Consider the following 24,772-nt stretch of genomic DNA (forward strand, 5'->3'; position numbering starts at 1 on the left):
ATTTGTCCGGATAAATACGATTGTAAATGATAATATTTATCCGGGCAACTTTTTTTATAAATGATATTTAAGACACAAAAAAAGCAGGAGCTTTTACTCCCACCTAATTGGCATGTCGGTCGGGGTGGACCTTATTAAAGAACCAATTATGAAAGATGAATTACCGAAGACACCTGGTTTCCCTACTAGAAAAGCGAAAATGAGCATTACGTTTTCTCTGCTCATTTACCTAACAAACCATCAATGGCGTCCCACTATTTAGCTGTCTAGTTCGCTGACATAGTACCACCGCTTTGGTGTAACCAACCAAATAGCAACTATCATCTTTCAAATTAATTATAGAGCGCCTCTCACCATAAGATCAATTATCTTGCTTGAACTACAAGATCGGCGATAGTAACCGACTAAACGTTTGCTTGAACTTCAGCCAAGTAGACTGCTGTTCAAACATTTCTGGCGTTTGTAATTCACTAAAACTAATATCATTTTGATAAATATCCGTCAATTCCGCCGCCAACTTCTCATCATACAAGAAAGCATTAATTTCAAAATTCAATTTAAAACTACGATAATCCAAGTTAGCTGACCCTACCGAAGCAATTTCGCCATCGATCACCATCGTTTTGGCGTGTAAGAAGCCATTTTGATAGTAGTAGATTTTTACCCCTTCATCGGCTAATTGATGCGCGTAATACTGCGTCGCCCGATAAACGAAGGCGTGATCCGGCATACACGGCAACATAATTCGCACATCTACTCCGGATTTAGCCGCAATTCGCAACGCATCCAAGACACTATCATCTGGGATCAAATATGGGGTTTGAATCCAGCAGTACTGTTTAGCTTTTAAGATCATTTTAATATACCCCATCTTGATTTGCTGCATCTCAGAGTTGGGGCCGCTGGAAACAATCTGCATGTCCACCAAGCCTTTGGTGGTAGTAACTGGAAAATACTTCGGATCTACTTGAGCCTCATTGATTTGGTCATGCGGACTAGTAGCATTCCAATCTAAAATAAATCGTGATTGCAATCCAAAGACTCCAGAACCAATAATTCGTAGATGGGTATCGCGCCAGTTACCGAACTTTTTCTTCCGGCCTAAATACTGATCGCCGATATTGTAACCACCGATATAGCCAATCATCCCGTCGATCACCACAATTTTTCTGTGATCCCGAAAGTTTAACCGAAAATCCAAGATAGCAGAGTGGGTATTCAAGAATGGATAGGCATAGCCGCCAGCTTTGCGCAAAGGTTCAAAGAACTTCCGGGTTGTCCCTAAGGAGCCCCAAGAATCATAAATCACCCGTACTTCTAAGCCTTCTTGCGCTTTTTTAACCAATAAATTTAAAATTTCATTACCAATTTGATCGTTGTAAAACGTGTAAAATTCAATATGAATACTTTTTTTAGCCGCTTCAATATCTTCAATCAAGCGGTGAAACAAATCAGTTCCCTTAGTAAACACCTTGACTTTATTTTTCCGAGCCAAAAACGCCGCATCGGTTTCTTTAAACATCTGGACCACGGTTTGATTTTTTTCCGCCACCAAATCAGCAGGAGTCTGATCCTGGTTGCCCGCTTGTTTTCGTTGTTCAGTTAAGCGATCATTAATTTGCATTTGCACGTGGTTATGTAATCTAAATAATCGGTTTTGGGGGAGTTGCCGGCCTACAAAAGCATAAGCAACAAACCCCACGATTGGTAGAAAAATTAACACTAAGAGCCAAGCCCAAATGGCCGCAATATCCCGTTTTTCTTTAAAAACAGTTATGATAGCTAAGACAGCATTGACCACTACAATTACATTAAAAACCGCTTGCCAGTCAATTGACATAATCGACTCCTTTCTATATCTTGATCAATAATAGTATTAATATAACTCAAATTACACCTTGATACTAGAAAGAAGCTGGAAAAAAATGTTACCTAAAATTGTCTTATTTGCGGGAGTTCACGGAATTCATTCCGTCCATATTCTCCACGAACTTTTTAAAAACCAGCCAATGATTGGCGCTGCCGTCATTGTTGCCTTTATTTTGTACTTGATTTATCGCACCCTCAATCGTTAAAACACCATTTTAAAATCATCCGTGATAAGATGAACTTAATCACAAAAGTTAATTTGGAGGGATCAATTATGGCTATTAATGCAGATATTAAAAACTTACTAACGGTTTCAGCTCACAAAGGACCGATCGTAACGATTGTGCTTCCTTTAAATCCTAAAGCGGACAATTCCGTAGAAGACAAAACTCAACTCAATAGTTTGATTGCCCAAGCCAAAAAAGCATACCTATCAAAATACTTAAGCAAATTCTGGCCTGACTATGAAGCTAAATTAAACCAATTACTCCAAACCGAAACTCTAGGCAACGATGTTTCTCAAGGCCTAGCCATCTACGTTACTGCGGATCAAATCAACATGTTCCGACTTAACTACCCAGCTAAGCCAGCATTTGCAGTGGGCGACACTATGCAAGTCTTACCATTACTCAAAGACTTCCAATTCCCACTAGCATACAATTTGGTTGTTTTGCGGAAGAATTCATTTCATCTCTTCCAAATCCAAAACCGGGTAATTGAAGAGCCAGAAGTTACCGCTGATACTCCTTCCACCCTAACAGACGCCTTAGGAGATTACATCCCTGCTGATGATCAACAATTAAAATCTGCTGGTCACGGCCGTGGCCATGGTGCTACTTTCAAGCGGGGCTACGATCCTAAAGAAGAATCTGATAGAAGCGATCAACTTCGTTACTTCCAAGCAGTAGATGAATACGTAATCAAGAACTTTACCAACAAGGATCATTTACCAGTTGTTTTAGCAGCTGAACCAGCTGTCCAAGGAGAATTCAGAAAAATCACTAAGAACAAGATGCTTTCTGATGTGCGCTTTGAAAAGATTCCTAGTCTCAAAACTTCTCACAAAGAATTACTAGACATGGTGCGAAACGTTAACGCCCAATACAACCATCTAACAATCTTAGAATTGGCAGATCGTTTCGATAACGCTACTGGCGCTAAGAAGACCCTTACCGATATTAACAAAATTGCGGAAGCCGCAATGGCGGGCTCAGTTGCTACCCTCTTCGTTAAAGATGGTGCTTACGTGGCTGAAAAGGACGTTAACCACGTTCAATTTGACAGTAAAGATACCGAAGGGCATCCAAGCAACTTGCTAAACGATTTGGCAATTACCACTACTGGTTTCAACGGTGACGTTTATGTCTTGCCTGAAGAAGAAATGCCAGTACAAGCAGATTACGCCGCTGTCCTGCGTTTCCCAACGACGGAAGTTAAATAAAGTGCTGAGGGACTCGGTAACTAACGAGTTTCTAACCTAAAAATAACGGGTAGTTTGGCATTAAGCCGCTGCCCGTTATTTTGTAGTTAGGTGAGTTAGTTGAGTCCTGAAGCCGTTTTTTGACTAAAGTGCTGACAGAACCGTTAATCATTGAGGATTAATTCTAAAGAGCAGGAATAGTTCGATTCGCAGTTTGAATCGCTATTGAATTAATTGAGCTAGGTGGAACTGTTTGCTTTGAGAGGCCGATTTAGGATAAAGTGCTGAACCTCACGGGTGCTTTCGAGTACCAATAGAAAAATGCTGAATAGTTCGATTTGTTTTTTGAATCGCTATTTGGCATTTTTTGTTGGACGGAAAAAGCAGTGAGGTGAAGCCGTTTTAGTAGAGTGCTGAGACCAACACGGTTTATTTCTGAGCACTAAGAAAATAGCAGTCAATAGTTCGGCCTGAAAGATCGCTATTGACTGCTATTTATTTAAGCGGAGGAAATAAGTTGGTTGAAGCCGTTTTACGGGGTATTGTAAGGAACAGTAACCACCACATTGCCAACCAAAAAGTAGAATAGGGGTGCCTTAGGCATCCCTATCCTACTTTTTATTTACTTAAAATTTCTTGGTAACGTGCAGATAAACGCCACGCCCGTTGGCGCCACATCAGTTACGGTAATTTTACCGTGGTGTTGGCCAATAATCCAACTAGCGATGGACAAACCTAAACCGTTACCCCCGGTATCTTGATTGCGAGATTTATCGACCCGGTAAAAACGTTCAAAAATTCGTTGTTTATCAGCATCAGAAATCGATTCACCCGTATTAGAAACAGTTAATTTCCATGAGTTTTTACCGACGGGCTCACTAAAAACATTAATTTGATCACCGGCTTTGGTGTATTTCAAGGCGTTATCTAATAAAATGACTAATACCTGTTTCAGTAAGTCCACATCAATTTTAACAAACCCATCTACTGTATTGCCAAAGCTTAACTGCTTGTTTTGACTAGCAGCCACCTCAACGTACGGCTCAACCGTTTCTTGCATAAAATCAGATAGCTTAATCGCTACTGGATCTACCTGCATTCGATTAGAATCAGAACGCGCCACCGTCAACAATTCTGACGTCAGGCGACTTAACCGCTTGGTTTCATTAAGGGCCTGGTTAATTGGTTCGGTCTCATCAATCACCTGTGACTTGGGTTTAGTAAACAAATATTCCAACTTGTTTTGAATGATCGTTAACGGCGTCCGCAGCTCGTGAGCCGCGTTAGAGACAAATTCCTGTTGTTTGTTCCATGATCGCAAAATTGGCCCCATAAAGTAACTCGACAGGGCGTAACTAATTAAGATCGCCGCCAACCAAAAGATTACCAAAATGATAATCAACAACTTATCAAATTCCTTAATAATGCTGGTTTGAGTATCAATATTTTCGGCAATTAAAACATAGTTCACCTGTTTGGTGGTTTGATTTTTAACTTTCATCAACACCGTCCGAAAGGAATTGCCATTAACGGTTTGGGTCATCAGTTGTCCCGTCGCTTTTGGATTGAACTTAAGCTTTTTTAATACCGCATAGCGATTACCCAACGTTGCGGTGTTCAAAATTTTGCCAGAATCACTGTAAATTACAGTATCTGCTTGAAACCGAGTTGGTCCCCCATCCCCCGGATTGAGCTGGCCGTTATTTTGGGTACTTTCAGTTGGTCGTAGCAAAACCATTTTTTGTTGGTGGACGATATTTTGGTCAATATTAGAGTAGACCGATGCTTCAAAAAAGTGACTCACCAAAATCCCCAATAATCCAAATAAAAACGCTAGTGCTAAAAATTCAACCACAAAAAACCGACGTTGCTGCTTTTGGTTAATCTGTTTTTGTTCCTTCATCGTTCACCTCCACAATGTAGCCCACGTTACGAATTGTCTTAATCATTCCGTCAGCTGCAAATGGTTTTAACTTTTTTCGGAGATTACTCATATAGACTTCTACGACACTGAGCGACGTTTCCGAATCAAAGCCCCACAAGCGATCAAAAATCTGTTCCTTAGTGATAATCATTTCCGGATTTTCTAATAGGTATTGAAGTAAATCAAATTCCTTACCTTTCAAGTCCACCGGTTGACCAGCAACATTTGTCGTATGCTTGGCCAAATCCAAAGTAATCGGACCACCGGAAACCGTAGTTTCTTTATTTAATTTTCCGGCGCGTTTCAGTAATGATTTCACCCGCATCAACAGCTCTTCTCGATGAAACGGCTTAGTTAAATAGTCATCACTGCCCGCTTGAAATCCCTTTAATTTGTCCACAATGGTATCTTTGGCCGTCAAAATTAAAACCGGCGTATCATTACCAAATTGGCGAATATTTTTCAGTAATTCCAGCCCGTCTTGTCCCGGTAACATGATATCTAAGACAATCAAATCCACATCAGGATCCAGTGCCATTTCTTCACCGGTATAACCATCATAAGCGTTTCTAACGGTAACGGTATCCGTTAAAAAATCCGCAAGCCCACTGGCCAGTTCTTTATTATCTTCGACAATTAAAATTGTTGGTTTATTCATATCTTTACCTCGTAATATCTATAGTAAATAGTTTTGCTTCCCAAAAGTCAAATGAGACCCTTTTCTTTTTTAAGTTTCGTTTATGTTAATCTCCGGTTTCAGTTTATCAAAGAATTATTAATTCAAAGTTAAAAGGCTAGTATTCCCCTAATATTTATGATATTTTAGCCGGAGAGGTGATATATATGAAAAAAGCAATTCGAATTTTAACTGCAGTAAGTGCTGCATTCGCACTGGCTCTTATCTTGGTCGGCTGCGGTAATTCTAAGTCCCAATCTAATGGTAGTAATGACAGTAGTAAAGCAAGTATGCAAAACACCAACCCAAATAACACCGACGCCAAAACGAACTTAACTAAAGGTAACAAATTATGGTACATGGCTGGCAGTCTAAACGCCAAAAGTAAATCTGGCTTTGATGCTTATTACTTCAAAGGCAACAAGGTAACTATCTATAGTGTTGATAAAATTTATAAGAGTTTTGATGCCGCTAAGAAGGCCAATGCATTAGACAAGCAAGGAACTTTAACTTACACCTTCAAAAACACATCCAAGACCAAACCCGTAATCAGTATGAAGGGGCAACTAAGTGGACTTGATATGGATCAAACTATTAGCGTAGGCAATCCAATCAGTGGCACCAATAAAACTACCGGCTTAAAAGTAGCTGGCTACAAGGTAGTTCGTGATTTAGATTACGATAAAACCAATCAAGTTTTAGTAGCAGTTCAATAACATAAAAAAACATGCCAATCGGCATGTTTTTTTATTACGCAAGTGAATCCCAAGCAGGTAATTCCACCGGCGCTTTAGTTAATAATTCTCGTTGCGTGTCTGTTAGATGCTTTTTATTCACGACCACTTCGTATACAAAGTCGTTCATCCAATCAGCACTCATCGTAAAGTAGCCGTTTTCACCGTTTTTAGCGCCCCAAGAATTCTCAACTTTCCACTTAGTTACCTTATCTGCCACCACTTCGGCACCGGTAAGGGTCATGGCGTGAGACACTGCTGCTTCGTGGGTTTCTAGGCGTTGAGCCTTAGTCATCTGTAACTCTACGCCAAACAGTTCGGAATAGCGGTACAAATTACTGTCTAAATATCCCCGTTTTCGATCCATTTGTTGCATTACATCGTTACCAAACCAAACTGCTTGGCCATCTTGCAACTGAGCTAACGCTACCTGTTCCAATACGTCCATTTCCACGTTTAAAAATTGAATTTGGCGACCGCCCACCACGTTTTCTTCACTAGGTAATCGATATAACTGATTCAACGGTTTATCCGGTGAATTAGTCACCGTCACATACTCACTTAAGTCCATATCAATATAATCTTGATAAAATTGTTGCGGGGTTAAACCAGTTACTCGGTGATACTGTTTATCATCATCGCGATACGTTAGGTCAAACTGCATTGGCGGTTCGCCTAAGGCGTAGGCGGTAATTTTATAAATCGCAGCAAGCATGTTTTCCTTGGCCGCAATAATTTCAGCATCACTTTTTTCTTCTGCAATCAGTTGCCGTAATTGCAGGCCATCTTGTCTTAACTTCCGGTTCAAATTGGCAGCTAACGCACCTGTATCCTCAGAATTGGCTGTTTCTGGATAGACACTAACCGGCACCACTCCGTATTTTTCAACTAATGCTGCGGCCATATCCCACTGCCCACCGTCGTCATCTGGCATTTCAAAGTAAAAACTCACTTCTCGATCAGATAACGGCCGACTAGCTGTGGCAATCACCCGGTCATAAAAAATATTAGCCCGTTCAATTTTGTCCCAGAAAAATAGATATTTTTCAGAGAGTTCAAAATTTTTCACTTTGTATTGCTTAGCAAATTGGTGCCGCAACATATTAGCAGCTGAAAATAGCCAACACCGTCCACTCCGTTTTTGATTAGTGACTTTGCCCGTTTCTAGTTCTAAGGAAAAGACCGGATCTAATCTCACTGCCACTTGTGGATCAAACGCCGCTGCGTCGATACCATTGTGGGTAATAGTTCTAGTTAACACTTCTGCATTGGGATCTTTATGCAACGAATTGCTTAATTGGGTTAATTCTGCTGGTTCTAATGGTTGACCAAACTGTGCCATACTATCATTTCCCTTCTAATCTATTTTGATGTTAAAAAAGTCGGCCTTCAGCCGACTTTTTATTTCTTTTGGCGACCAAATGGCCACCATCTTCTTTTGGTAGTGGTGCTAGTTGCATCTTCACTGCGAGGAGGTAACGGATTAATTTTTTCAGTTTCCGCCTCATCAGCTTGGCCTTCTAACTTCACTTTACCTGGTTTTGCTTCATTGTCAGCCTGTGGTTGTTCAGCTGTTTCAATTGCTTTAACCTCTGCCTTGCTGGTTTCTAATTGCTTCATTCGTTGTTGAACATCTAACTGTAACTGTTGAGATTGATCTAACAACTTATGTAATTCAGCAATTTGACGATCCTTTTCCTTTAATTGATCAGACTGACTGGTCAATTGCTCGCTCAAGACACCTAGCTCTTGACGTGCCAAATCAACTTGATCGTCATCTTCAGCAGTATCTTGTTCAGTGATTCCGCTGGCCTTAAATTGTTCCTTTAGTTCCGCAACCCCTTCATCGGTAATTAAAATTTTATTACCTTGTTTTTCAGTTCGCGTTTTTCGGAACTCGTCCGTCATTCGTTTGCGAATGGCAGTTTTCGATACCCCGATTTCATCGGCAATATCTTTAATAGATTCTGACATACTGTTCACCTCGCTAAACATTATAGCACATCGCAAACTAGTTCGCGAAGTCAGTTTGCAAAATCAAGTTCTACTGGACAATGATCGGAACCGTAGATGTCAGTTAAGATTTCAGCCGCCGCAATTTGATCCGCCAAAATTTCGCTAACGACAAAATAATCTATCCGCCACCCCGAATTATTCTCACGGGCATGGAAGCGATAGCTCCACCAAGAATAAATCCCTGCTTCATTCGGATGCAGCATTCTAAATGAGTCTACATATCCTGCAGCCAACCAGTTGCTAAAATCAGCTCGTTCTTCATCTGAAAAGCCGGGGTTATGGTGATTACTGGTGGGATTTTTCAAGTCAATAGGTTCATGAGCCACATTTAAATCTCCGCAAACTACTACTGGTTTAACAGCATTCAATTTTTGGAGATAGTCTAAAAAGACAGCATCCCATTGTTGGCGAAACGCCAAACGCTTTAACTTCGGTTGCGCATTAGGCGTATAGCAGCACACCACATAATAATTTGCGTATTCAGCAGTAATTACCCGCCCTTCATGGTCTAATTCTTCATTACCAATATCAGTAGAAACGGATAACGGTTCTTCCTTGGTAAAAATAGCAGTTCCAGAATAACCCTTACGTTCCGCAAAATTCCAGTACTGATGATAGCCAGGTAATTCCAATTCAATTTGCCCTTCTTGAACCTTAGTTTCTTGAATACAAAAAACATCAGCATCCAACTGGTTAAAGGTAGCTATGAAGTCATGCGTGTTAACTGCAGCTCTAATACCATTAACGTTCCAAGAGATTAACTTTGTCATTAACTTCCCTCCTCAATTACCCTTAGTTTATCATAGCCTGGTTGGTGTGCCTGGCCAGATATGCTAAAATTGAAGCAGTTTAATTTAAGTGAGGCCGTAATTATGAAAACAGTTTATTTAGTTCGTCACGGACAAACCCTGTTGAATCACTTCAATAAAATGCAGGGCTGGGTTGACTCCCCCTTAACCGAGTTAGGCAAACAACAGGCCGCCACCACCGGTAATAAATTAGCTGGAGTCACTTTTACTTACGCAGCTAGCTCAGATTTAGGTCGAGCAATGGATACCTTAGATATTATTTTGGCTCAACAAAATCAACCAATGCCAGTTCCAGAACGCCTTCTTGATTTAAGAGAGGCATACTTTGGCTCCTTTGAAGGATTAGACTCTAAGTTAACCTGGAACATGATTGGTGGTCCTAAGGGATTCCGACACCAACCAGATCTAGTTGAACAGTATGGCATTCTTAAAATTCGTGACTTCATGAATGCCGCAGACCCCTTTCACGAAGCAGAAACGGGTGATCAATTAGCTCAACGAATAAACCAGGCACTAATTCATTTGAGCAACAGTTTAGAGGATGGACAAGCGGCTATCGTAGTGAGCCATGGTACCTATATTAGAACCTTAGCGACTTTATTAACACCCGGCCAACCAGTTATGCCCCAACCTAATAATGGTAGTATCACCAAACTTGACGTTACTGACCCTAGCAACGCACAAATTATTGAATATAATGGATAATAAAAAAAGCCGGTACAATTTGTACCAGCTTTTTAGCTAATTAATATGCTAACTTATTAACGTTATCGCGTTGAGTTTTATCAGTTTCCCAAAATGGAACCTTTACCACCCCGATAATGTTCTTCTTAGAGACAAAGCCCCAATAACGACCGTCATTAGAAACACTACGGTGGTCACCCATTACGAAGTACTGTCCCTTAGGAACCTTGGTAACTCCGTTATACTCACTCCATTGAGATGAGAGGGACTTCAAATCCCAATTACCAGTACCGGAAGTGCGTTCTGACTTGCTAATAAAGTTTTGTTTTACTAGCTTACCATTAACGTACAAGTTACCATCCTTACTAGAAACGGTATCGCCTGGGAGGCCAATTACCCGCTTAACGTAATCTGTTCCCTTAGTTTTAGCACTAGGATCTTCTCCATAGGCATCAAAAACAATTACACTTAAGTGCTTAATTGGCGCTTGTCGCCAAACGATCATCCGTTCATTATTTACCAAGTTAGGTTCCATTGAAGGCCCATCTACTCGAGCTACGGTCACAACAAATGCCCGTAATAATAGAGCAATGATTAACCCAATCGCAATTGGGACAACCCAGCTGAGTATTTCTTTAACTGTTTTCATCAACTAATACTCCTTTTATTTGCTGTCGTATTCATGGCAGCACTTAATCACAATCGATTATACCATAAGTTGACCTATGGCTTAAAACTCCGAACTATCTAATAGAAAGAAGGCAATTATGAACACTAACCCCTCTACTGCTAAACGTATTTGGTTAACTATTTTACTGGGAACCATCAGTGCTACTGGTCCGTTATCTATTGACTTATACTTACCAGCATTACCCGAAATGAGCACCTTTTTAAACGTTCCTGCTAGTTTAATTCAGATGAGCTTAAGCTCTTGTTTACTAGGATTAGCCTTAGGGCAAATTATTGCCGGTCCACTAAGCGATAAATACGGTCGTAAAAATCCCCTTTTAATTGGTTTTGCTATTTTTGGAATTACTTCACTTTTAATCTCATTTAGCACTTCTGCCTACATGCTAATTGGTTTACGCTTCATTCAAGGACTGGCCGGCGCTAGTGGCCAAGTGTTATCTAGAGCTATTGCCAGAGACATGTTTTCTGGCGCCCTTCTAACCAAATTCTATGCGATGCTTTCTGCAGTGAACGGTATTTTTCCAGTTATTTCTCCGGTCATTGGGGGCTTTTTGGTTAAATATACCGGCTGGAAAGGTATCTTCGTTTTACTAGCCATCATCGGCTTAGCAGTTGTCATCGCCATTTTTGTGGGCCTACCCGAAACGTTACCCGAAGCTGATCGGATCACTGGCAGTGCCACTTCTACGATTACCGACACCTTTAAGCTCTTAACTGATCGCAGCTTTTTACGGTTAATTATTTTAGCCGGCTTAATCTACGGCGCCCTTTTCAGTTATATTTCCGCGTCTTCATTTGTTTTTCAAACCGAGTTTCACGTATCAGTGCAAAGCTTTAGTTTGCTTTATGCTTTAAATGGAATAGGAATTGCTTTAGGATCAGCACTTCCTGGTCGTTTATCCCAAAAATATTCGATTCTATCGCAAACCTGGTTTGCGTTTACCGGCGCCGGAGTTTTAAGTTTAATCCTCTTGGCCAGTTCGTTCATGTGGCATAATTTGTTCCTAGTGATTTCCTTAGTGTTCTTTATTGTTATCTTTATTGGAATGCTCCTTACTACGATCACTTCGATCATCATGAACAGTAACAGTAGTAATGCTGGCGGAACCTCTGCTTTAATGGGAGTTTTCCAAAACGCTGTCAGCAGTTTAATGTCTCCCATTGTGGGCTTAATGGGAACTCATACCTATACCCCAATGGCAGCTGCCCTAGTCTTCTGTTGTGCTGCCGGATTAAGTTTACTCAAACGGGTTAACTACAAGCGCTAGTTCCCATAAAAAAGCCACCGCATTTGCGGTGGTTTTTTTGTAAGGGGGATAATTAGTAAGAATAGAGTGGAATAGATTAGAGTTTGGTTTAATCGGGATGCTGAGTCCCGCCTTGGCCTTGTCGATTAGCTGCGGTCACCTCTTTACAACCTATTAGATGTTTGAAGAAGTCAATTTGTAATTGACTATGCTGTAATAATAATCACTCCGCCTTAATCCCAACTTAAAAAAAGAATATGAAATAGTTAAGCTCACTTTTTAATCGTATTGTCGCAAAAATTCAGATAGCAATTTCAAACCGGTTTGTAATACCTGTGTTGGTGCACAGTATCCTAACCGCACATGACCAGGCAAATCAAACCGTTCTCCCGGCACCAAGAGTACCCCGGTTTCTTTTAGTAGTCGGAGGCAAAATGGTTCAGTTGCTTCTGGAATCTCTAGGCGAGGAAACGAAGTCGATACCATTTGCGGAATTGCTAACGATACACGCGGTTCTTGAGCTACCCAATCGGTTAATATTTTAAGATTACGCCCGACTAGTTCTTGGTTGCGAGCCAATACTTGGTCGCGATGTTGTAATACATAAGTGGCCACCACATCACCAAATACGCCCCCACAAATCATTGTGTAATCTCTAAACGTCCGAAAAATGTCGGCCACTTCTGCATTAGAAGCCGTCCAGCCAATTCGAATTCCCGGAACTGAATAAGTCTTTGACAGTGAATTGGTGGCAATCCCGCGCTCATACAAATCCACAATTGATTTGTAATCCAAGTCAGCCGTTAATGGTTGATAAACTTCATCGACTAAAACATATGCTCCCACTGTTTTAGCGATGGCTACTACTTGTTTCATAAATGAACGGTCCAATACGGTGCCAGTCGGATTATTGGCATTATTTAAGCAAATCATTTTCGTATCCGGACGAATCAATTCTTTTAGTTTAGCCAAACTGGGCTGCCAGTCGCGAGTTTCTTCAATCGGCCAAAAATCTACTTCAGCTCCTAATGATTTAGGAATATCATACAATTGCTGATACGATGGATATTCAGCTATCACATGGTCGCCAGGATTAAGTAAGGCATACAAGGCCAAATGATTAGCTCCCGTAGCTCCATTGGTTTGCAAAATATTTTCTGCCGGCATGTGATCATATAATTGGCTTACTGCTTGCTTAAATGCCGAGGAACCTTCGATATGGCCGTAATTCAACTTGCTTTTTTTAATATCTGTTAATAATTGTGCACCAGCTGACGGATCCAAAGCCACTAATTCAGCTAACGTTAATGATGCAATCGTACTCTGGGAAATATCATAGTGGGCCGTGGTTTCCCATTCATTTAACCATGCTTCAACACCAAATCCAGCAATCTCTACCATCATCATTCCTCCATTTATGCATTAAACCGAAATTTTATTCATCAATAATAACATAATTCCAATTATTGCGCCGAGGGAAATTAAAGCCGTCAAAATCCATTCATATGGGAATAACACGCGATCATGATGCTTTTCTTTTCTGGCTTTGACAAAAAACCAAATTCCAGGTACATATGCAATTAAGCATAATAATACATATTGTAACCCAGCTAAGTATATTCCCACGCATTGAAAGGCTAAGGCCAAAAAGCCGATTAAAACTTGCCCCTTTTGCTGTTTAAGCCAAGCAAATTTCATTTGGTAAGCCCCAACAAAGATATAACTAATTACCACAGCTGCCGTACAAAGGGAGTAAGCAAAATTATAAGCACTATCCATAAACAGCAGTGAAATTAAGAACAGTTGCACTAGACCAGCAGTAACAATTAAGGCAATGTATGGTGCTTTATATTTATTTTCTCGAGCAAAAAACTTAGGTAAAAGTCCTTCATCAGCCATCAGCCGCATTGTTTCTGCCGGTAACATGGTCCAAGAAATCCAGGAACCAAACAATGAAATAATTAGCCCGATACTAATAAACGCTCCACCCCAAGTGCCAACCATATCTTTAAAAATGTAAACCATCGCCGGTTGATCTAAATTCATCAATTCTGTACGGCTCATATAACCATACGGCAAAATAGATGCTAAAACGTAAATTAAGATTAAACACAATAGACCTATGATGGTAGCTTTACCGGCATCCGATTTACGTTTAGCCCTTGAAGATAAGTTTACGGCTCCTTCGACACCTACGAAAACCCACATCATCACCATCATACAATTCTTAATTTGGTCACCAACGCCTTTTCCACCGTTAAAATTACCAGATACATTGTTCCAGAAATGGGCGGTAAAGATTTGACTCTTAAATAAGAAAATGGCGATGACAATAAACGTGAAGAGTGGAATCAGCTTACAAATCGTGATAATGGCGTTAAGAAACGCTGCATTTTCCACCCCACGACTAACAAACCAAGTTAAGGTCCACGAAACGATGCTGGCACACACAATAGCAATCACACTCTGCCCTGATTTAAATGCCGGTACAAAGTAACCAATCGCACTCATCATCACAGTGGCAAAGGCCACATTACCTAACCAGGTTGACAGCCAATATCCCCAGCCACTAATAAAACCAGCAAAGTCACCAAAACCTTCCTGAGCATAAGCAAAAATTCCTTCTAATTCTGGACGTTCTAACACTAAATTATTTAAACTAAGGGCTAACATTAAAATGCCAAACCCTACAATTCCCCAAGCAATCAAGGCTGGACCAGGCGAAGCCCCCACTGCTAAGTCAGACGTTAACGCAAAGATTCCCGCTCCAATAGCAGACGTAATTACCATCGCAATTAAAGACGGCAGACTAATTCCGTTTACATTACCAGTTAGTTCATCTTTATTCATCGTCTTCACATCCTAACCTCTATTATGATTATGTTTATTTTAATGATAATAATACCCTAATGGCAAATCTAATGGTTGGCATTCATTTTTTCTTTACATAAGCACCCCCCTTTTGTTCATAATTTAAATTAGGCCAGATAAAAAGATCCTAATCACCACTAATAAAGTAGAAACTAGGATCTCATTATTTAATATTAAAATTCTTCTGGCGTCATTGAATCTTGATAGATCTTCTTAACGTCTTCTACACTCAAGTTTACGTAAGGTGCGGTGTCTAAATGACCAACTTTAACGGCACTTTGCGCCATAGCATCAAAGTATTGATCATCATTGATGTCAACACCTGGTAAGGTCATTGGAATTTGCATCAGATTCAACCATTCATAAGTCTTCTTAATGGCTAATTCAGCAATTTCACGATCACTACCATTATCAATATGCCAAACGTTACGACCGAAGCGAGCAAATAATGCTTCAGTGTCGTCTGATAAGATAAATTTCATCCAGCGGGGAGTTAGGATTCCTAATCCCACCCCGTGGGTAATGTCGTAGTAAGCTGATAGTTCGTGTTCCAAGGAGTGCACGGTCCAGCCATCTTGGCCGCCTAACCGAACGATTCCGTTAAGGGCCATCGTTGCAGACCACATTAAGTTAGCCCGCGCATCGTAATTATCAGGGTGTTCCAAAGCAATTGGGGCCCACTTAATTACTGCCCGCATCAAACCTTCGATCATCCCTTTGGAAGCATCGTTAGCTGGTTGAGCATCAAAATATTGTTCCGTCAAATGACTGAAAATATCGATAGAACCCGCTGCAGTTTGCCAAGCTGAAACTGTGTAAGTCAAGGTAGGATCCAAGAAAGACACGGCTGGACTATTAGGACCTTGAGTCCCTAATTTTTGATGGGTAGTAGGATTAGAAATCACAGAACCAAAGTTCATTTCGGTTCCCGTAGCTGCCAAAGTTAAAATATCAACCACTGGTAATTGGTTTAACTTCATCCGATCAGCACCGTTAGCCTTAACCACTAAATCCCAAGGATCACCATCGTAGTAGTATGCAGAAGCAATGACTTTGCTGGCATCAATAACAGAACCACCACCAACGGCCAACACAACGTCCACGTTGTTTTCCTTAGCTAAACGTTGCCCTTCTCTAACTGAATCAATTTTAGGGTTAGGTTCCACTCCGGAAAGTTCCGTAATGTTTAGATCGTGCAATAAAGCCTTAACTCGATCATATAATCCTGATTTTTTAATCGATTGCCCACCATAAACGAGCAACACATTGTTACCAAATTGAGTTACCGCATCGTGTAAACCGGCATCAATAACGTCAGTTCCGAAGCGAATGTCCGTAGTATTATGAAAGCGAAAATCTTGCATAGTAATTGGGGCCTCCTTATAAGTAGTAAGCCCATTATACGACAAGTAAGTAAAGTTGGCACTTAAAGACTAAAAAACTTTCGGCTAAAATTAACCGAAAGTTCTTGGTTTTTAATTAACAACGTTATTGGCATCATGATTAATCAACTTAATTAACGGAGTTTGTTCTGCATGTTGAATAATTGGGCTGTCACTGGTTTTACTCTTAAGTCGGTTTTTTCCATCAGTAGTTTGTAGGTAATAACCCTTAGCTGCAACACCGTTCACCCGGTTAAGCCCATCGTAGTTGTTAACCACTAATTTATTAGTTAGTTTACCACTATCCATTTCGAAACTACCATCTCTTAGTTTGGCTTGTCCGTTAGTAACCCTCAGCTGAGTTAGATGCACGTTACCATCATTACTGTTAATCACAAAATTTTTAATCGTTCCCCTAGTAGCAAATAAATCACCATCACCTTGAGAAGTCTCTAAGCGATTAATATAATTATCAGTCAAGTTAATCTGACCATTCGCATTATTAATTTTCACGTTCGTTAATACCGCTGATTCTGGCACCATAATGACAATATTGTGGACCGGGGCAGCTTGCCAATCGATCCCCCCGCTAAAGCTGTCACTCCAATCTTGAGTTACCGTTAATTTTTGCTGACTCACACGATAAGTAGGCTTTCCCACGTTTCGATCTTCTAAGCGAATGCTATAGTGCTTACCACGCCGAATTGCGATGTTAGCATCCGTAACATCTAGATCAATTTCTTTTATCGTAGGTAAAGTTTTGTTCCGAACTTCTTCATGGACAATCTTAGGTTCCAAGTCTTTGCCGATCGACACTGGTTGAACCCCACCCATTCGCCAACCAATAAAGGTAGCAATTAATCCACCAATAAACAGTACTACCCCGAATTTAATTAGTTTTTTCATGGTTATCCCCCTTTACTTTCGGTTGCTTCTTAGTGATCTTACGGTAAAGCCAACTGATCGCAATCGCAATCATAGCAACGGCCCACTTTAACACACTAATTGCAATTGGAATGCCAATAAACAGGGCTCCCAGACCGGTGACCCCGACTCCTAAGTAAAAGAGTGCTACGTTAGCGTTCGTTAGTACCATCATAATGCCAATATAAATAGCAGCAATTGATAACACAAATGCCGTTCCCACCATTACAACGGCCGCAAATAATAAAGCACCTACGGTCAGCACTCCCGCAAATAATACTGCTAACACCGCTAAAGCTAGCGGAATCGTTAATGGCGTTGACGCAATTCCTAAAATCACCAACCAAATCAACATTACGTTGGACCGGCCGTCCTGTTTTTGAATTTTTTCTTTAACCGCTTGATCACTAGAACCAGCCTCCGAATGGCTTTCATCCGTGTTAATAGAATAATCTGCTAACACCTTATGGGTCAGCTGCTTGGGGGTCCCCAAACGTGCTTCCACTTCTGATTTGGTAACTAGTCCCGCGTCTTGTAAGTATTCGGCGTAAAATTCCACTACATCATCAATTTCTTCAGCGGTTAAATGTCCCACCAAGCGATTTCTTAATTCAGCTAAATATTGTTGTACATCCCTTGCCATTATCCCTGTCCTCCTAAAGCCACTGGCGGAATTTGAGTTTGATCAAAGATACTATCCAAATTCTGCTTATAAACTTTCCAAGCCCCTAATAATTGTTCTAGATGTTCAGTTCCTGTCGTCGTAATTTTGTAGTAGCGCCGATTGCGTCCCTGAAATGGTTGATCATAAGTAGTCAACCAATCATTTTTTTGCAGTCGTTTTAATACCGGATACATGGTCGAATCAGAAATATTAATTGTCTTTTGAATTTCTTGAGTAATCGCGTACCCGTAATAATCCTCTTTAGTTAACAGAGAGAGCACTAAACCATCTAACAATTCCGAACTAATTTGAATTTCCATAGTTTTTTCCGTCCTTTATTAATTACAATTTAATATTATACGACATATAGTATAGACGTCAAACCTTTTTTAAGTTGGAGGCAGATCCGTTGAAATTAATTCAAATGCGTGCTAAAACTGGTAATATGCTATTTAAAGCTCGTAGGAGGATTGAACTAACATGAAAAAAGAAACCGTTGCTGCCGCGATTGCCCTTCCATTTATTACGGCAACCGGCTTGCTAGACGCTTCCGAACGTTTATATAAATTTGTTTTTAACCGGGTTAACGAAGTCCCACCCACCTCTGCAGAAAAACAAAAATACGCTGCTGATTATTATGGTTATGTTGATTGGCTTCACACCCAACCGACTAGAATCTGGCATTTAAATGAAAATACAGATGAAGAACTAAGTGCTATTTTTATTCCAGCTGAACATTACAGTACAGATACTGTTATCGTAGCCCACGGCTATAAGGGCAATGGCGAAACCATGGCCAATTATGCCAAAATGTTTCATGATTTAGGCTTTAACGTTTTGCTTCCCGATAGTCGAGCTCACGGTAATTCTGCCGGTAAATATATTACCTTTGGCTGGCTAGACCGCTTAGATTATCTGGATTGGATCGCCAAAATTATTAACTACGGTGGCGCCAATACCTGCATTGTGCTCTTTGGGGTTTCTATGGGCGGAGCCACAGTAGAAATGCTAAGTGGTGAAAAACTACCGGAACAAGTCAAATTAATCATTGCCGACTGTGGCTATTCAGATATTAATAGTGAATTGACCTATTTGTTAAAACAGCTCTATCACATGCCCAAATATCCAATTGTGCCTGCCGTGAGCTTGATTAACAAACGCCGCCAAGGGTTTAATTTGAAACAAGTTTCCTCTATTAATCAATTGGCTAACAATAAGCTACCAATTTTCTTCATCCACGGTGAAAAAGATACCTACGTTCCGACTGAGATGGTTAACGAAAACTATGCGGCTACTAAGGGGCCTAAACAAAAGTGGATTGTTCCTAATGCTACGCATGCAGAAAGCTTTTGGATTAATCCAGAGGAATACCGCCGAAGAGTTAAGAAATTTTTGGATGAGTATTTGATTGAATAGAGTGCTGAGACCAACATGGTTTATTTCTGAGCACTAAGCAAATAACAGTCAATAGTTCGGCCCGAATGGTCGCTATTGACTGTTATTTATTTAGGCGGAGGAAATAAGTTGGTTGAAGCCGATTTAGGATAGAGTGCTGAGGGACTCGGGAACTAACGAGTTTCTAACCTAAAAATAACAGGTAGTTCGGCGCATGCCGCTACCTGTTATTTTGTAGTTAGGTGAGTTAGTTGAGTGCCGAAGCCGTTTTAGATTACAGTGCTGAACCTCACGGGTACTTTTGAGTACCAATGAAAAAATGCTGAATAGTTCGATTTGCTTTTCAAATCGTGATTTAGCATTTTTATGTTGGACGAAAAAGTAGTGAGGTGAAGCCGATTTATAAAGTGCTGGAGAGAGAAACTAAATTTCTGAAAGGAATTTAGTTGAACCTTCGCAAGGTTGGCTAGAGTTTTGTTTTTTGAAACTCAGCCGACTACTACGCTTCGGGTACTTTTGAGTACCAATGAAAAAATGCTGAATAGTTCGATTTGCTTTTCAAATCGTTATTTAGCATTTTTATGTTGGACGGAAAAAGTAGTGAGGTGAAGCCGATTTATAAAGTGCTGGAGAGAGAAACTAAATTTCTGAAAGGAATTTAGTTGAACCTTCGCAAGGTTGGCTAGAGTTTTGTTTTTTGAAACTCAGCCGACTACTACGCTTCGGGTACTTTTGAGTACCAATAAAAAAGAACGCGACTTCAATCGCGTTCTTTTCGTTTATTTAAAAGCAGCAAAGGCTTTAAAAATCGTTTCGTATTCTGCCACGCTTAATTCAATTTGCATAGCTGTCGCATTACTTGCGACTTGCTCTGGTCGCTTAGCTCCCGGAATGACAACCGAAACTAACGGATTTTGCATGTACCAGGCTAAGACTACCTGGGCAACATCAGCATTATGGTTAGCTGCAATTGGTCGAATTTGATCTACCGCCGCTAAAATCTGTTTGAAGCGCTCGCCAGTAAAGTCTGGCATCTGACTTCTAATATCATCATCTGTAAATGTTACTTCATTAGTATATTTTCCGGTTAATAACCCTGAAGCCAATGGGAAGTAAGGTACAAAACTAATTTGATGATCCTTTAGGTAAGGCATCATCACCTGTGCATTTTCTTGATGTAATAAGCTATACTCATCTTCTACTACATCAACATATCCATCCACATTAGCTTCTTTAATTTGAGCTAGTGAGAAGTTAGAAACACCAATTGCCCGAATCTTGCCCTGTTCCTTTAACCGTTGTAAGGCCCCCACTGCTTCGGCTTTTGGGGTATGGTCATCCGGAAAATGAATATAGTAAATATCTACGTAGTCAGTTTGGAGTCGTTTAAGACTGGCTTCTACTTGAGCAATTAAAAATGCTGGATCGTTATTGATTACCTCACTGCCACTACTAAAATCATGAGCCCCTTTAGTAGCTAGTGCAAAGGAATGTCGATCGTAATTTTTAATAGCTTGGCCAACTAATTCTTCAGAATGGCCTAGCCCATAGACATAGGCAGTATCTAATAATTTAATACCGTTATCTAGTCCTGCCTTAACAATCTCTAACCCCGTTTGATCTTGCAAATTTGGAAAAAGATTCGTCCCACCAACTGCATTGGTGCCTAATCCTAACGGCGTTGATTCTACATCACTCTTACCAATGGTTACGTTTGCTTGTGTCATCTCAATTTCCTCCTTGTAATCGCTATTTTAAGATTCATTATACAGAGATCAATCAAATAACCCAATCCCTTTTCTAAAAATCACTAACGTTCACAAACTAAGACTAGTCAAATCATTTAATTTCAGCAATAATAATAAAGCAACGTTTTTAAGAGGAGATCAAACATGTTAATTGGAATTGGAATTGGAATTGTCTTAATCTTGATTCTGATTGGGTATTTATTTCACCGCAAATGGAAATTTCGCCCAATTATCATCAGTGTCACTTTAATATTAATAGCATTGGTTAGTTACTTAATTGCTACTAACCACCAAAACCATTATGGAATGCATATGTTCATTGATTCTAGTGGTAGTATGCTCTATTCTCCCATCAAGGATCACCCTAAAATCTTACTTTACGATGATGGCACTCCTAATAATCAAAAACGAGTTTATTATTTCAAACAATATCCCGATCAGCCCACCATTTCTAAAACTGATTCACAAGCGGCCATCACTAAGGTGACCCTGATCGAACAACCAGCCACCTTGATTACCAAGACTGGCTATTGGCTCTACAATTCTGCTGACAGTCAATTTTGGTTTGATTTTTCGCACAATAATAACCAACTCGACCATAAATCATACTATTTCAACATTAACTCCAGCTGGGTAGAAATGAGTGTCACCGAAGCTAAAAACCAGCATCTACTAGATACCAACACGCTACAACAAATCAAACAAGCCAAAATTGCCGCATATTAAAACCAGCCATTCACTAATTGTGAGGGCTGGTTTTTGTTAGAACTTAAAAGTTTGTTTATTTCCTAAAGCAGAGGTCACTACCGCTGATGGCAGTTTAATTTCAAAGGCCACTAATGATTCTCCTAAAGCATCCCAGATTTTTTGATAGCCTGGAATTAATTCCAAGTACCTAGGTAATAACTCTGGCATCGTTTGAGCGGCATGCTCAATATTAACGTGGTGGGATCGGACAAATAAACCCTGTAATGTTTCATCACGAGGGATCGTAACTAACGCCGCATCTGGATGTTGTTCGTAAACAGCAATAGCAGCACTATTTTTGAGTGCAGCAAAATATAACACGCCTGGTCGTTCAGGGTACCACACGAAATTAACAATTTTCACATCCGCTAAATTAGCTAGCGACGTGCTTAACGCTAATCTATCAGCCGCTTGTAGCGCTTGGTTCATCATCTCAGTCTCCATCAATCCTGCTCCCCTCTTAATATTTAACCGCTATTCAGCTTCTGTTGGAGTAACCGAAGTTGAAATTTCTGGTGTTTCTGATTCTACAACTGGTTCTAAATCTTCTTCAATTTCCTTAGGTTTAGGTTGACTAACATTAACTAAAACTTTTCCTAAGGTGGTACCTTTAGCCACTAATTGCAAGGCATCATTAATATGATCCAAATCAAATTCATGCGGATCGATTACTGGGTTAAACCCTTCTTTTTGAATTCGTTTAGTAATTTCGCGAAGTCGTTTGCCGTCTGAGCGAACAAATAAAAACCGGTAACGCGCATTTTGCTCTTTAGCTAATCGATCATATTTGGCTCCCATCACTGAAAATAATACTCGTTTATCAGGTCGCATTCCGTGTTCCACCGCAAAATTTTCGTTAGGCTTCATTCGCAGACTAACGATTTGCCCACCAGCTTTGACTACCGCTAGTTCATGGCGAAATTCACTACTTCCTAACGTATCAATAATCATGTCAGATTTAGGAGCAACTTCCCAATAGTTTTCTTCTGCCATATCAATAAACTGCGTTACCCCAGCTGCTAGTAGTGGTTCTTTTAACCGGCCATCTCCAGCTACGTTAACTTCTACCCCTAACCGTTTAGCTAATGGTAATACTAAGTTAATCAAGCCATCGTTGCCCAATGGCATAAACAGTTTTTGTCCCGCTTGCGCACTCATTTCTTCCATAACCGCCTGGACTGCGGTCATGGCATCCAATGGTACTGTCGCCGCGTGTTGGAAAGTAACGTTGGCTGGCATGGGAGCCAAGTCGCGTTCGTTAATTACTACGTATTCAGCAAAGGATCCCAACCGATTCATGGGGAGTAAGCCGTAAACGTTATCTCCCTTTTTAAAGTCGGTAACCTGCTGGCCAACTTTTTCTACCACGCCAGAAAACTCATTTCCCAGTTTAAGTGGCATTGGGAATTTTTGAATTAATTTGAATTGGCCCGTCATATCCATCACATCTAACGGACTGACACCGGCACAAACTACTTTTACTAGGATTTCATTAGGACGTAAAGCTGGAACATCAACATCAACAATGTTGGCTTTAATACGATGGGTGTAACGTTTAATTTGAGCGGCTTTCATGGCATTTCTCCTGTTTTTAATCTATGAATCATTATACCGTATTTATTGAGTCTGATATTTAAAGAATTACCAATGTTTGACTTTTATTGCCCTCAGAATATACTTAGCTTTAAAAATAAAACTTACCAAAGGAGCGCTTATGCACGCAGAAATTATTGGAATTGGCACAGAAATCTTGCTGGGACAAATTGTAGATACTAACTCTGCGTACCTAGCTCGGGGATTAGCTGATTTAGGAATTGAAGTTTACTACCACACCGTTGTGGGCGATAATGCCAATCGGTTAACTAAAGCCTTGCAACTAGCAGCTACTCGAAGTGACTTGATTGTTATGAGTGGTGGCTTAGGTCCTACTGCCGATGATTTAACCAAACAAACCGTCGCTAAATTTTTACATACTGATTTAATTATTGATCCCCTCACGATGGCCAAATTAGATCGATACTACCAACAATCACAGATTGAACCATTACCTAACAACCAACAAATGGCTATGTACTTAGATCATTCCACTAAATTACTCAATGATGTGGGCTATGCCGTCGGCAGTTTTTACCAGCAAACTGATGGACCAGACGTTTTAGTGTTACCAGGACCTCCCAAGGAAATGAGCTGGATGTTTGATCATTACGCCATTCCTGCTTTGAAAGCCGCCTATCACCGTGATGAATTTTTAATTTCAAGGGTGTTGCGCTTCACCGAAATTGGAGAATCCGAATTAGTTACTAAAATCGATGATTTGATTGCTAACCAAACTAATCCCACTGTAGCTCCCTATATTAAACCTAACGAAGTTACTCTCCGATTGACTGCCAAAGCTTCAAACGAAGTAACCGCCAACCAACTGTTAGATGATTTAGAACACCAAATTTTACAACGAGTCGGTTCTTATTTTTATGGTTACGGCGATGATAATTCCCTACCTAACGCGGTGGTTCAAGAATTAATCAAGAGAGATCTTTCCATTACCGCTGCTGAAAGTTTAACGTCTGGTTTGTTCCAAAGCACCCTGGCTACCATTCCTGGAGTCTCCGCCATTTTTCCAGGAGGCTTTGTCACTTACGCCAATGAAGCCAAAGAACAGCTATTGACCATTCCAGCTAACGTTATCGAAACTAATGGCGTCGTCAGTGAGCCAACTGCTATCTGGATGGCTGAACAAGCTCGAAAAAAAATGAACACCGACATCGCCGTTTCGTTCACCGGCGCAGCTGGACCCGATCCACTAGAAGGTCAACCTGCCGGAACGGTCTGGATTGGTTTAGCCGTTAAAGACAAACCAACTATTGCTAAATTATTTCATGTACCAGGTAACCGAAATACCGTGCGTGAACGTTCCGTTCTGCGGGCCTTTAACCTTATTCGCCAACAAATTTTAAATAATCAATAAAAAAACA

The 24,772-nt window shown here is 40.4% G+C and carries 24 protein-coding genes; 8 read left to right on the forward strand and 16 right to left on the reverse strand.

Annotated elements, in window-relative coordinates; genetic code table 11:
- Positions 1–379: 379 nt before the first annotated feature.
- Positions 380–1,840: a cardiolipin synthase gene (gene cls, locus OXT66_RS00140; RefSeq protein ID WP_268595058.1), complete on the reverse strand. Its 1,461-nt coding sequence runs from the start codon at positions 1,838–1,840 to the stop codon at positions 380–382.
- Positions 1,841–1,925: 85 nt separating this feature from the next.
- Between cls and OXT66_RS00145 the strand changes: the two genes are divergently transcribed.
- Positions 1,926–2,075 carry a hypothetical protein gene (locus OXT66_RS00145; protein ID WP_268595059.1) on the forward strand — a complete coding sequence of 50 codons (150 nt, stop codon included), beginning with the start codon at positions 1,926–1,928 and terminating at the stop codon, positions 2,073–2,075.
- A 68-nt stretch (positions 2,076–2,143) separates the two neighbouring features.
- A complete protein-coding gene (locus OXT66_RS00150; RefSeq protein WP_268595060.1) occupies positions 2,144–3,310 on the forward strand; it encodes a hypothetical protein in 1,167 nt (388 codons plus the stop codon).
- Positions 3,311–3,911: 601 nt separating this feature from the next.
- On the opposite strand, the gene OXT66_RS00155 is transcribed toward OXT66_RS00150, so the two are convergent.
- Both OXT66_RS00155 and OXT66_RS00160 read right to left on the reverse strand, forming a co-directional pair.
- Positions 3,912–5,192, reverse strand: a complete 1,281-nt coding sequence (locus OXT66_RS00155) for a sensor histidine kinase (RefSeq protein ID WP_268595061.1) — start codon at positions 5,190–5,192, stop codon at positions 3,912–3,914.
- The gene (locus OXT66_RS00160) at positions 5,170–5,871 is read right to left on the reverse strand and encodes a response regulator transcription factor (protein ID WP_268595062.1); all 702 of its coding nucleotides are present in this window, start codon (positions 5,869–5,871) and stop codon (positions 5,170–5,172) included. Before OXT66_RS00160 ends, OXT66_RS00155 begins: the two co-directional genes overlap by 23 nt.
- Positions 5,872–6,056: 185 nt before the next feature.
- Here OXT66_RS00160 and OXT66_RS00165 point away from each other — a divergent pair, with 185 nt between their 5' ends.
- Positions 6,057–6,605: a hypothetical protein gene (locus tag OXT66_RS00165; protein ID WP_268595063.1), complete on the forward strand. Its 549-nt coding sequence runs from the start codon at positions 6,057–6,059 to the stop codon at positions 6,603–6,605.
- Positions 6,606–6,639: 34 nt separating this feature from the next.
- On the opposite strand, the gene OXT66_RS00170 is transcribed toward OXT66_RS00165, so the two are convergent.
- The 3 genes from OXT66_RS00170 to OXT66_RS00180 are packed head-to-tail and all read right to left on the reverse strand — an operon-like array spanning position 6,640 to position 9,409.
- Complete coding sequence (locus OXT66_RS00170) at positions 6,640–7,965, reverse strand: C1 family peptidase (RefSeq protein WP_268595064.1); 1,326 nt, start codon at positions 7,963–7,965, stop codon at positions 6,640–6,642.
- A 59-nt stretch (positions 7,966–8,024) separates the two neighbouring features.
- Complete coding sequence (locus OXT66_RS00175; protein WP_268595065.1) at positions 8,025–8,597, reverse strand: DUF536 domain-containing protein; 573 nt, start codon at positions 8,595–8,597, stop codon at positions 8,025–8,027.
- A gap of 50 nt (positions 8,598–8,647) precedes the next feature.
- A complete protein-coding gene (locus tag OXT66_RS00180) occupies positions 8,648–9,409 on the reverse strand; it encodes an exodeoxyribonuclease III (protein ID WP_268595066.1) in 762 nt (253 codons plus the stop codon).
- Between the two features lie 102 nt (positions 9,410–9,511).
- Between OXT66_RS00180 and OXT66_RS00185 the strand changes: the two genes are divergently transcribed.
- Complete coding sequence (locus tag OXT66_RS00185; protein ID WP_268595067.1) at positions 9,512–10,153, forward strand: histidine phosphatase family protein; 642 nt, start codon at positions 9,512–9,514, stop codon at positions 10,151–10,153.
- Positions 10,154–10,193: 40 nt separating this feature from the next.
- On the opposite strand, the gene lepB is transcribed toward OXT66_RS00185, so the two are convergent.
- Positions 10,194–10,781 carry a signal peptidase I gene (lepB, locus tag OXT66_RS00190; protein ID WP_268595068.1) on the reverse strand — a complete coding sequence of 196 codons (588 nt, stop codon included), beginning with the start codon at positions 10,779–10,781 and terminating at the stop codon, positions 10,194–10,196.
- A 118-nt stretch (positions 10,782–10,899) separates the two neighbouring features.
- Between lepB and OXT66_RS00195 the strand changes: the two genes are divergently transcribed.
- Entirely contained in the window at positions 10,900–12,090 is a 1,191-nt protein-coding gene (locus tag OXT66_RS00195; RefSeq protein WP_268595069.1) for a multidrug effflux MFS transporter, read from the forward strand.
- Positions 12,091–12,348: 258 nt separating this feature from the next.
- Here the strand turns inward: OXT66_RS00195 and OXT66_RS00200 are convergent, their stop codons facing one another.
- The 6 genes from OXT66_RS00200 to OXT66_RS00225 form a co-directional block, all read right to left on the reverse strand.
- A complete protein-coding gene (locus OXT66_RS00200) occupies positions 12,349–13,470 on the reverse strand; it encodes an aminotransferase (RefSeq protein ID WP_268595425.1) in 1,122 nt (373 codons plus the stop codon).
- 21 nt (positions 13,471–13,491) lie between these two features.
- On the reverse strand, positions 13,492–14,919 hold the full coding sequence (arcD, locus tag OXT66_RS00205) for an arginine-ornithine antiporter (protein ID WP_268595070.1): 1,428 nt from the start codon (positions 14,917–14,919) through the stop codon (positions 13,492–13,494).
- A 194-nt stretch (positions 14,920–15,113) separates the two neighbouring features.
- Positions 15,114–16,304, reverse strand: coding sequence for an iron-containing alcohol dehydrogenase (locus OXT66_RS00210; protein ID WP_268595071.1), 1,191 nt, complete (start codon positions 16,302–16,304; stop codon positions 15,114–15,116).
- Between the two features lie 111 nt (positions 16,305–16,415).
- Positions 16,416–17,228 (reverse strand): DUF4097 family beta strand repeat-containing protein, encoded by an 813-nt coding sequence (locus OXT66_RS00215; RefSeq protein WP_268595072.1) that lies wholly within the window; start codon positions 17,226–17,228, stop codon positions 16,416–16,418.
- Positions 17,212–17,889, reverse strand: coding sequence for a DUF1700 domain-containing protein (locus tag OXT66_RS00220; protein ID WP_268595073.1), 678 nt, complete (start codon positions 17,887–17,889; stop codon positions 17,212–17,214). The genes OXT66_RS00215 and OXT66_RS00220 overlap by 17 nt, the downstream gene beginning before the upstream one ends.
- Positions 17,889–18,230 carry a PadR family transcriptional regulator gene (locus OXT66_RS00225; protein ID WP_268595074.1) on the reverse strand — a complete coding sequence of 114 codons (342 nt, stop codon included), beginning with the start codon at positions 18,228–18,230 and terminating at the stop codon, positions 17,889–17,891. The genes OXT66_RS00220 and OXT66_RS00225 overlap by 1 nt, the downstream gene beginning before the upstream one ends.
- 160 nt (positions 18,231–18,390) lie before the next feature.
- Between OXT66_RS00225 and OXT66_RS00230 the strand changes: the two genes are divergently transcribed.
- Positions 18,391–19,326, forward strand: a complete 936-nt coding sequence (locus OXT66_RS00230) for an alpha/beta hydrolase (protein WP_268595075.1) — start codon at positions 18,391–18,393, stop codon at positions 19,324–19,326.
- 758 nt (positions 19,327–20,084) lie between these two features.
- Here the strand turns inward: OXT66_RS00230 and OXT66_RS00235 are convergent.
- The gene (locus OXT66_RS00235; RefSeq protein ID WP_268595076.1) at positions 20,085–21,032 is read right to left on the reverse strand and encodes an aldo/keto reductase; all 948 of its coding nucleotides are present in this window, start codon (positions 21,030–21,032) and stop codon (positions 20,085–20,087) included.
- Positions 21,033–21,197: 165 nt separating this feature from the next.
- Here OXT66_RS00235 and OXT66_RS00240 point away from each other — a divergent pair, with 165 nt between their 5' ends.
- Positions 21,198–21,779 carry a DUF4811 domain-containing protein gene (locus tag OXT66_RS00240; protein WP_268595077.1) on the forward strand — a complete coding sequence of 194 codons (582 nt, stop codon included), beginning with the start codon at positions 21,198–21,200 and terminating at the stop codon, positions 21,777–21,779.
- A 36-nt stretch (positions 21,780–21,815) separates the two neighbouring features.
- Here the strand turns inward: OXT66_RS00240 and OXT66_RS00245 are convergent, their stop codons facing one another.
- Positions 21,816–22,244 carry a pyridoxamine 5'-phosphate oxidase gene (locus OXT66_RS00245; RefSeq protein WP_268595078.1) on the reverse strand — a complete coding sequence of 143 codons (429 nt, stop codon included), beginning with the start codon at positions 22,242–22,244 and terminating at the stop codon, positions 21,816–21,818.
- A gap of 30 nt (positions 22,245–22,274) precedes the next feature.
- Positions 22,275–23,375 carry an NADP-dependent oxidoreductase gene (locus tag OXT66_RS00250; RefSeq protein WP_268595079.1) on the reverse strand — a complete coding sequence of 367 codons (1,101 nt, stop codon included), beginning with the start codon at positions 23,373–23,375 and terminating at the stop codon, positions 22,275–22,277.
- Between the two features lie 139 nt (positions 23,376–23,514).
- Between OXT66_RS00250 and OXT66_RS00255 the strand changes: the two genes are divergently transcribed.
- Positions 23,515–24,765, forward strand: coding sequence for a competence/damage-inducible protein A (locus tag OXT66_RS00255; RefSeq protein ID WP_268595080.1), 1,251 nt, complete (start codon positions 23,515–23,517; stop codon positions 24,763–24,765).
- Positions 24,766–24,772: the final 7 nt, after the last annotated feature.

The sequence above is a fragment of the Lentilactobacillus senioris genome (assembly GCF_026798195.1).
Taxonomy (GTDB): Bacteria; Bacillota; Bacilli; order Lactobacillales; family Lactobacillaceae; genus Lentilactobacillus; species Lentilactobacillus senioris_A.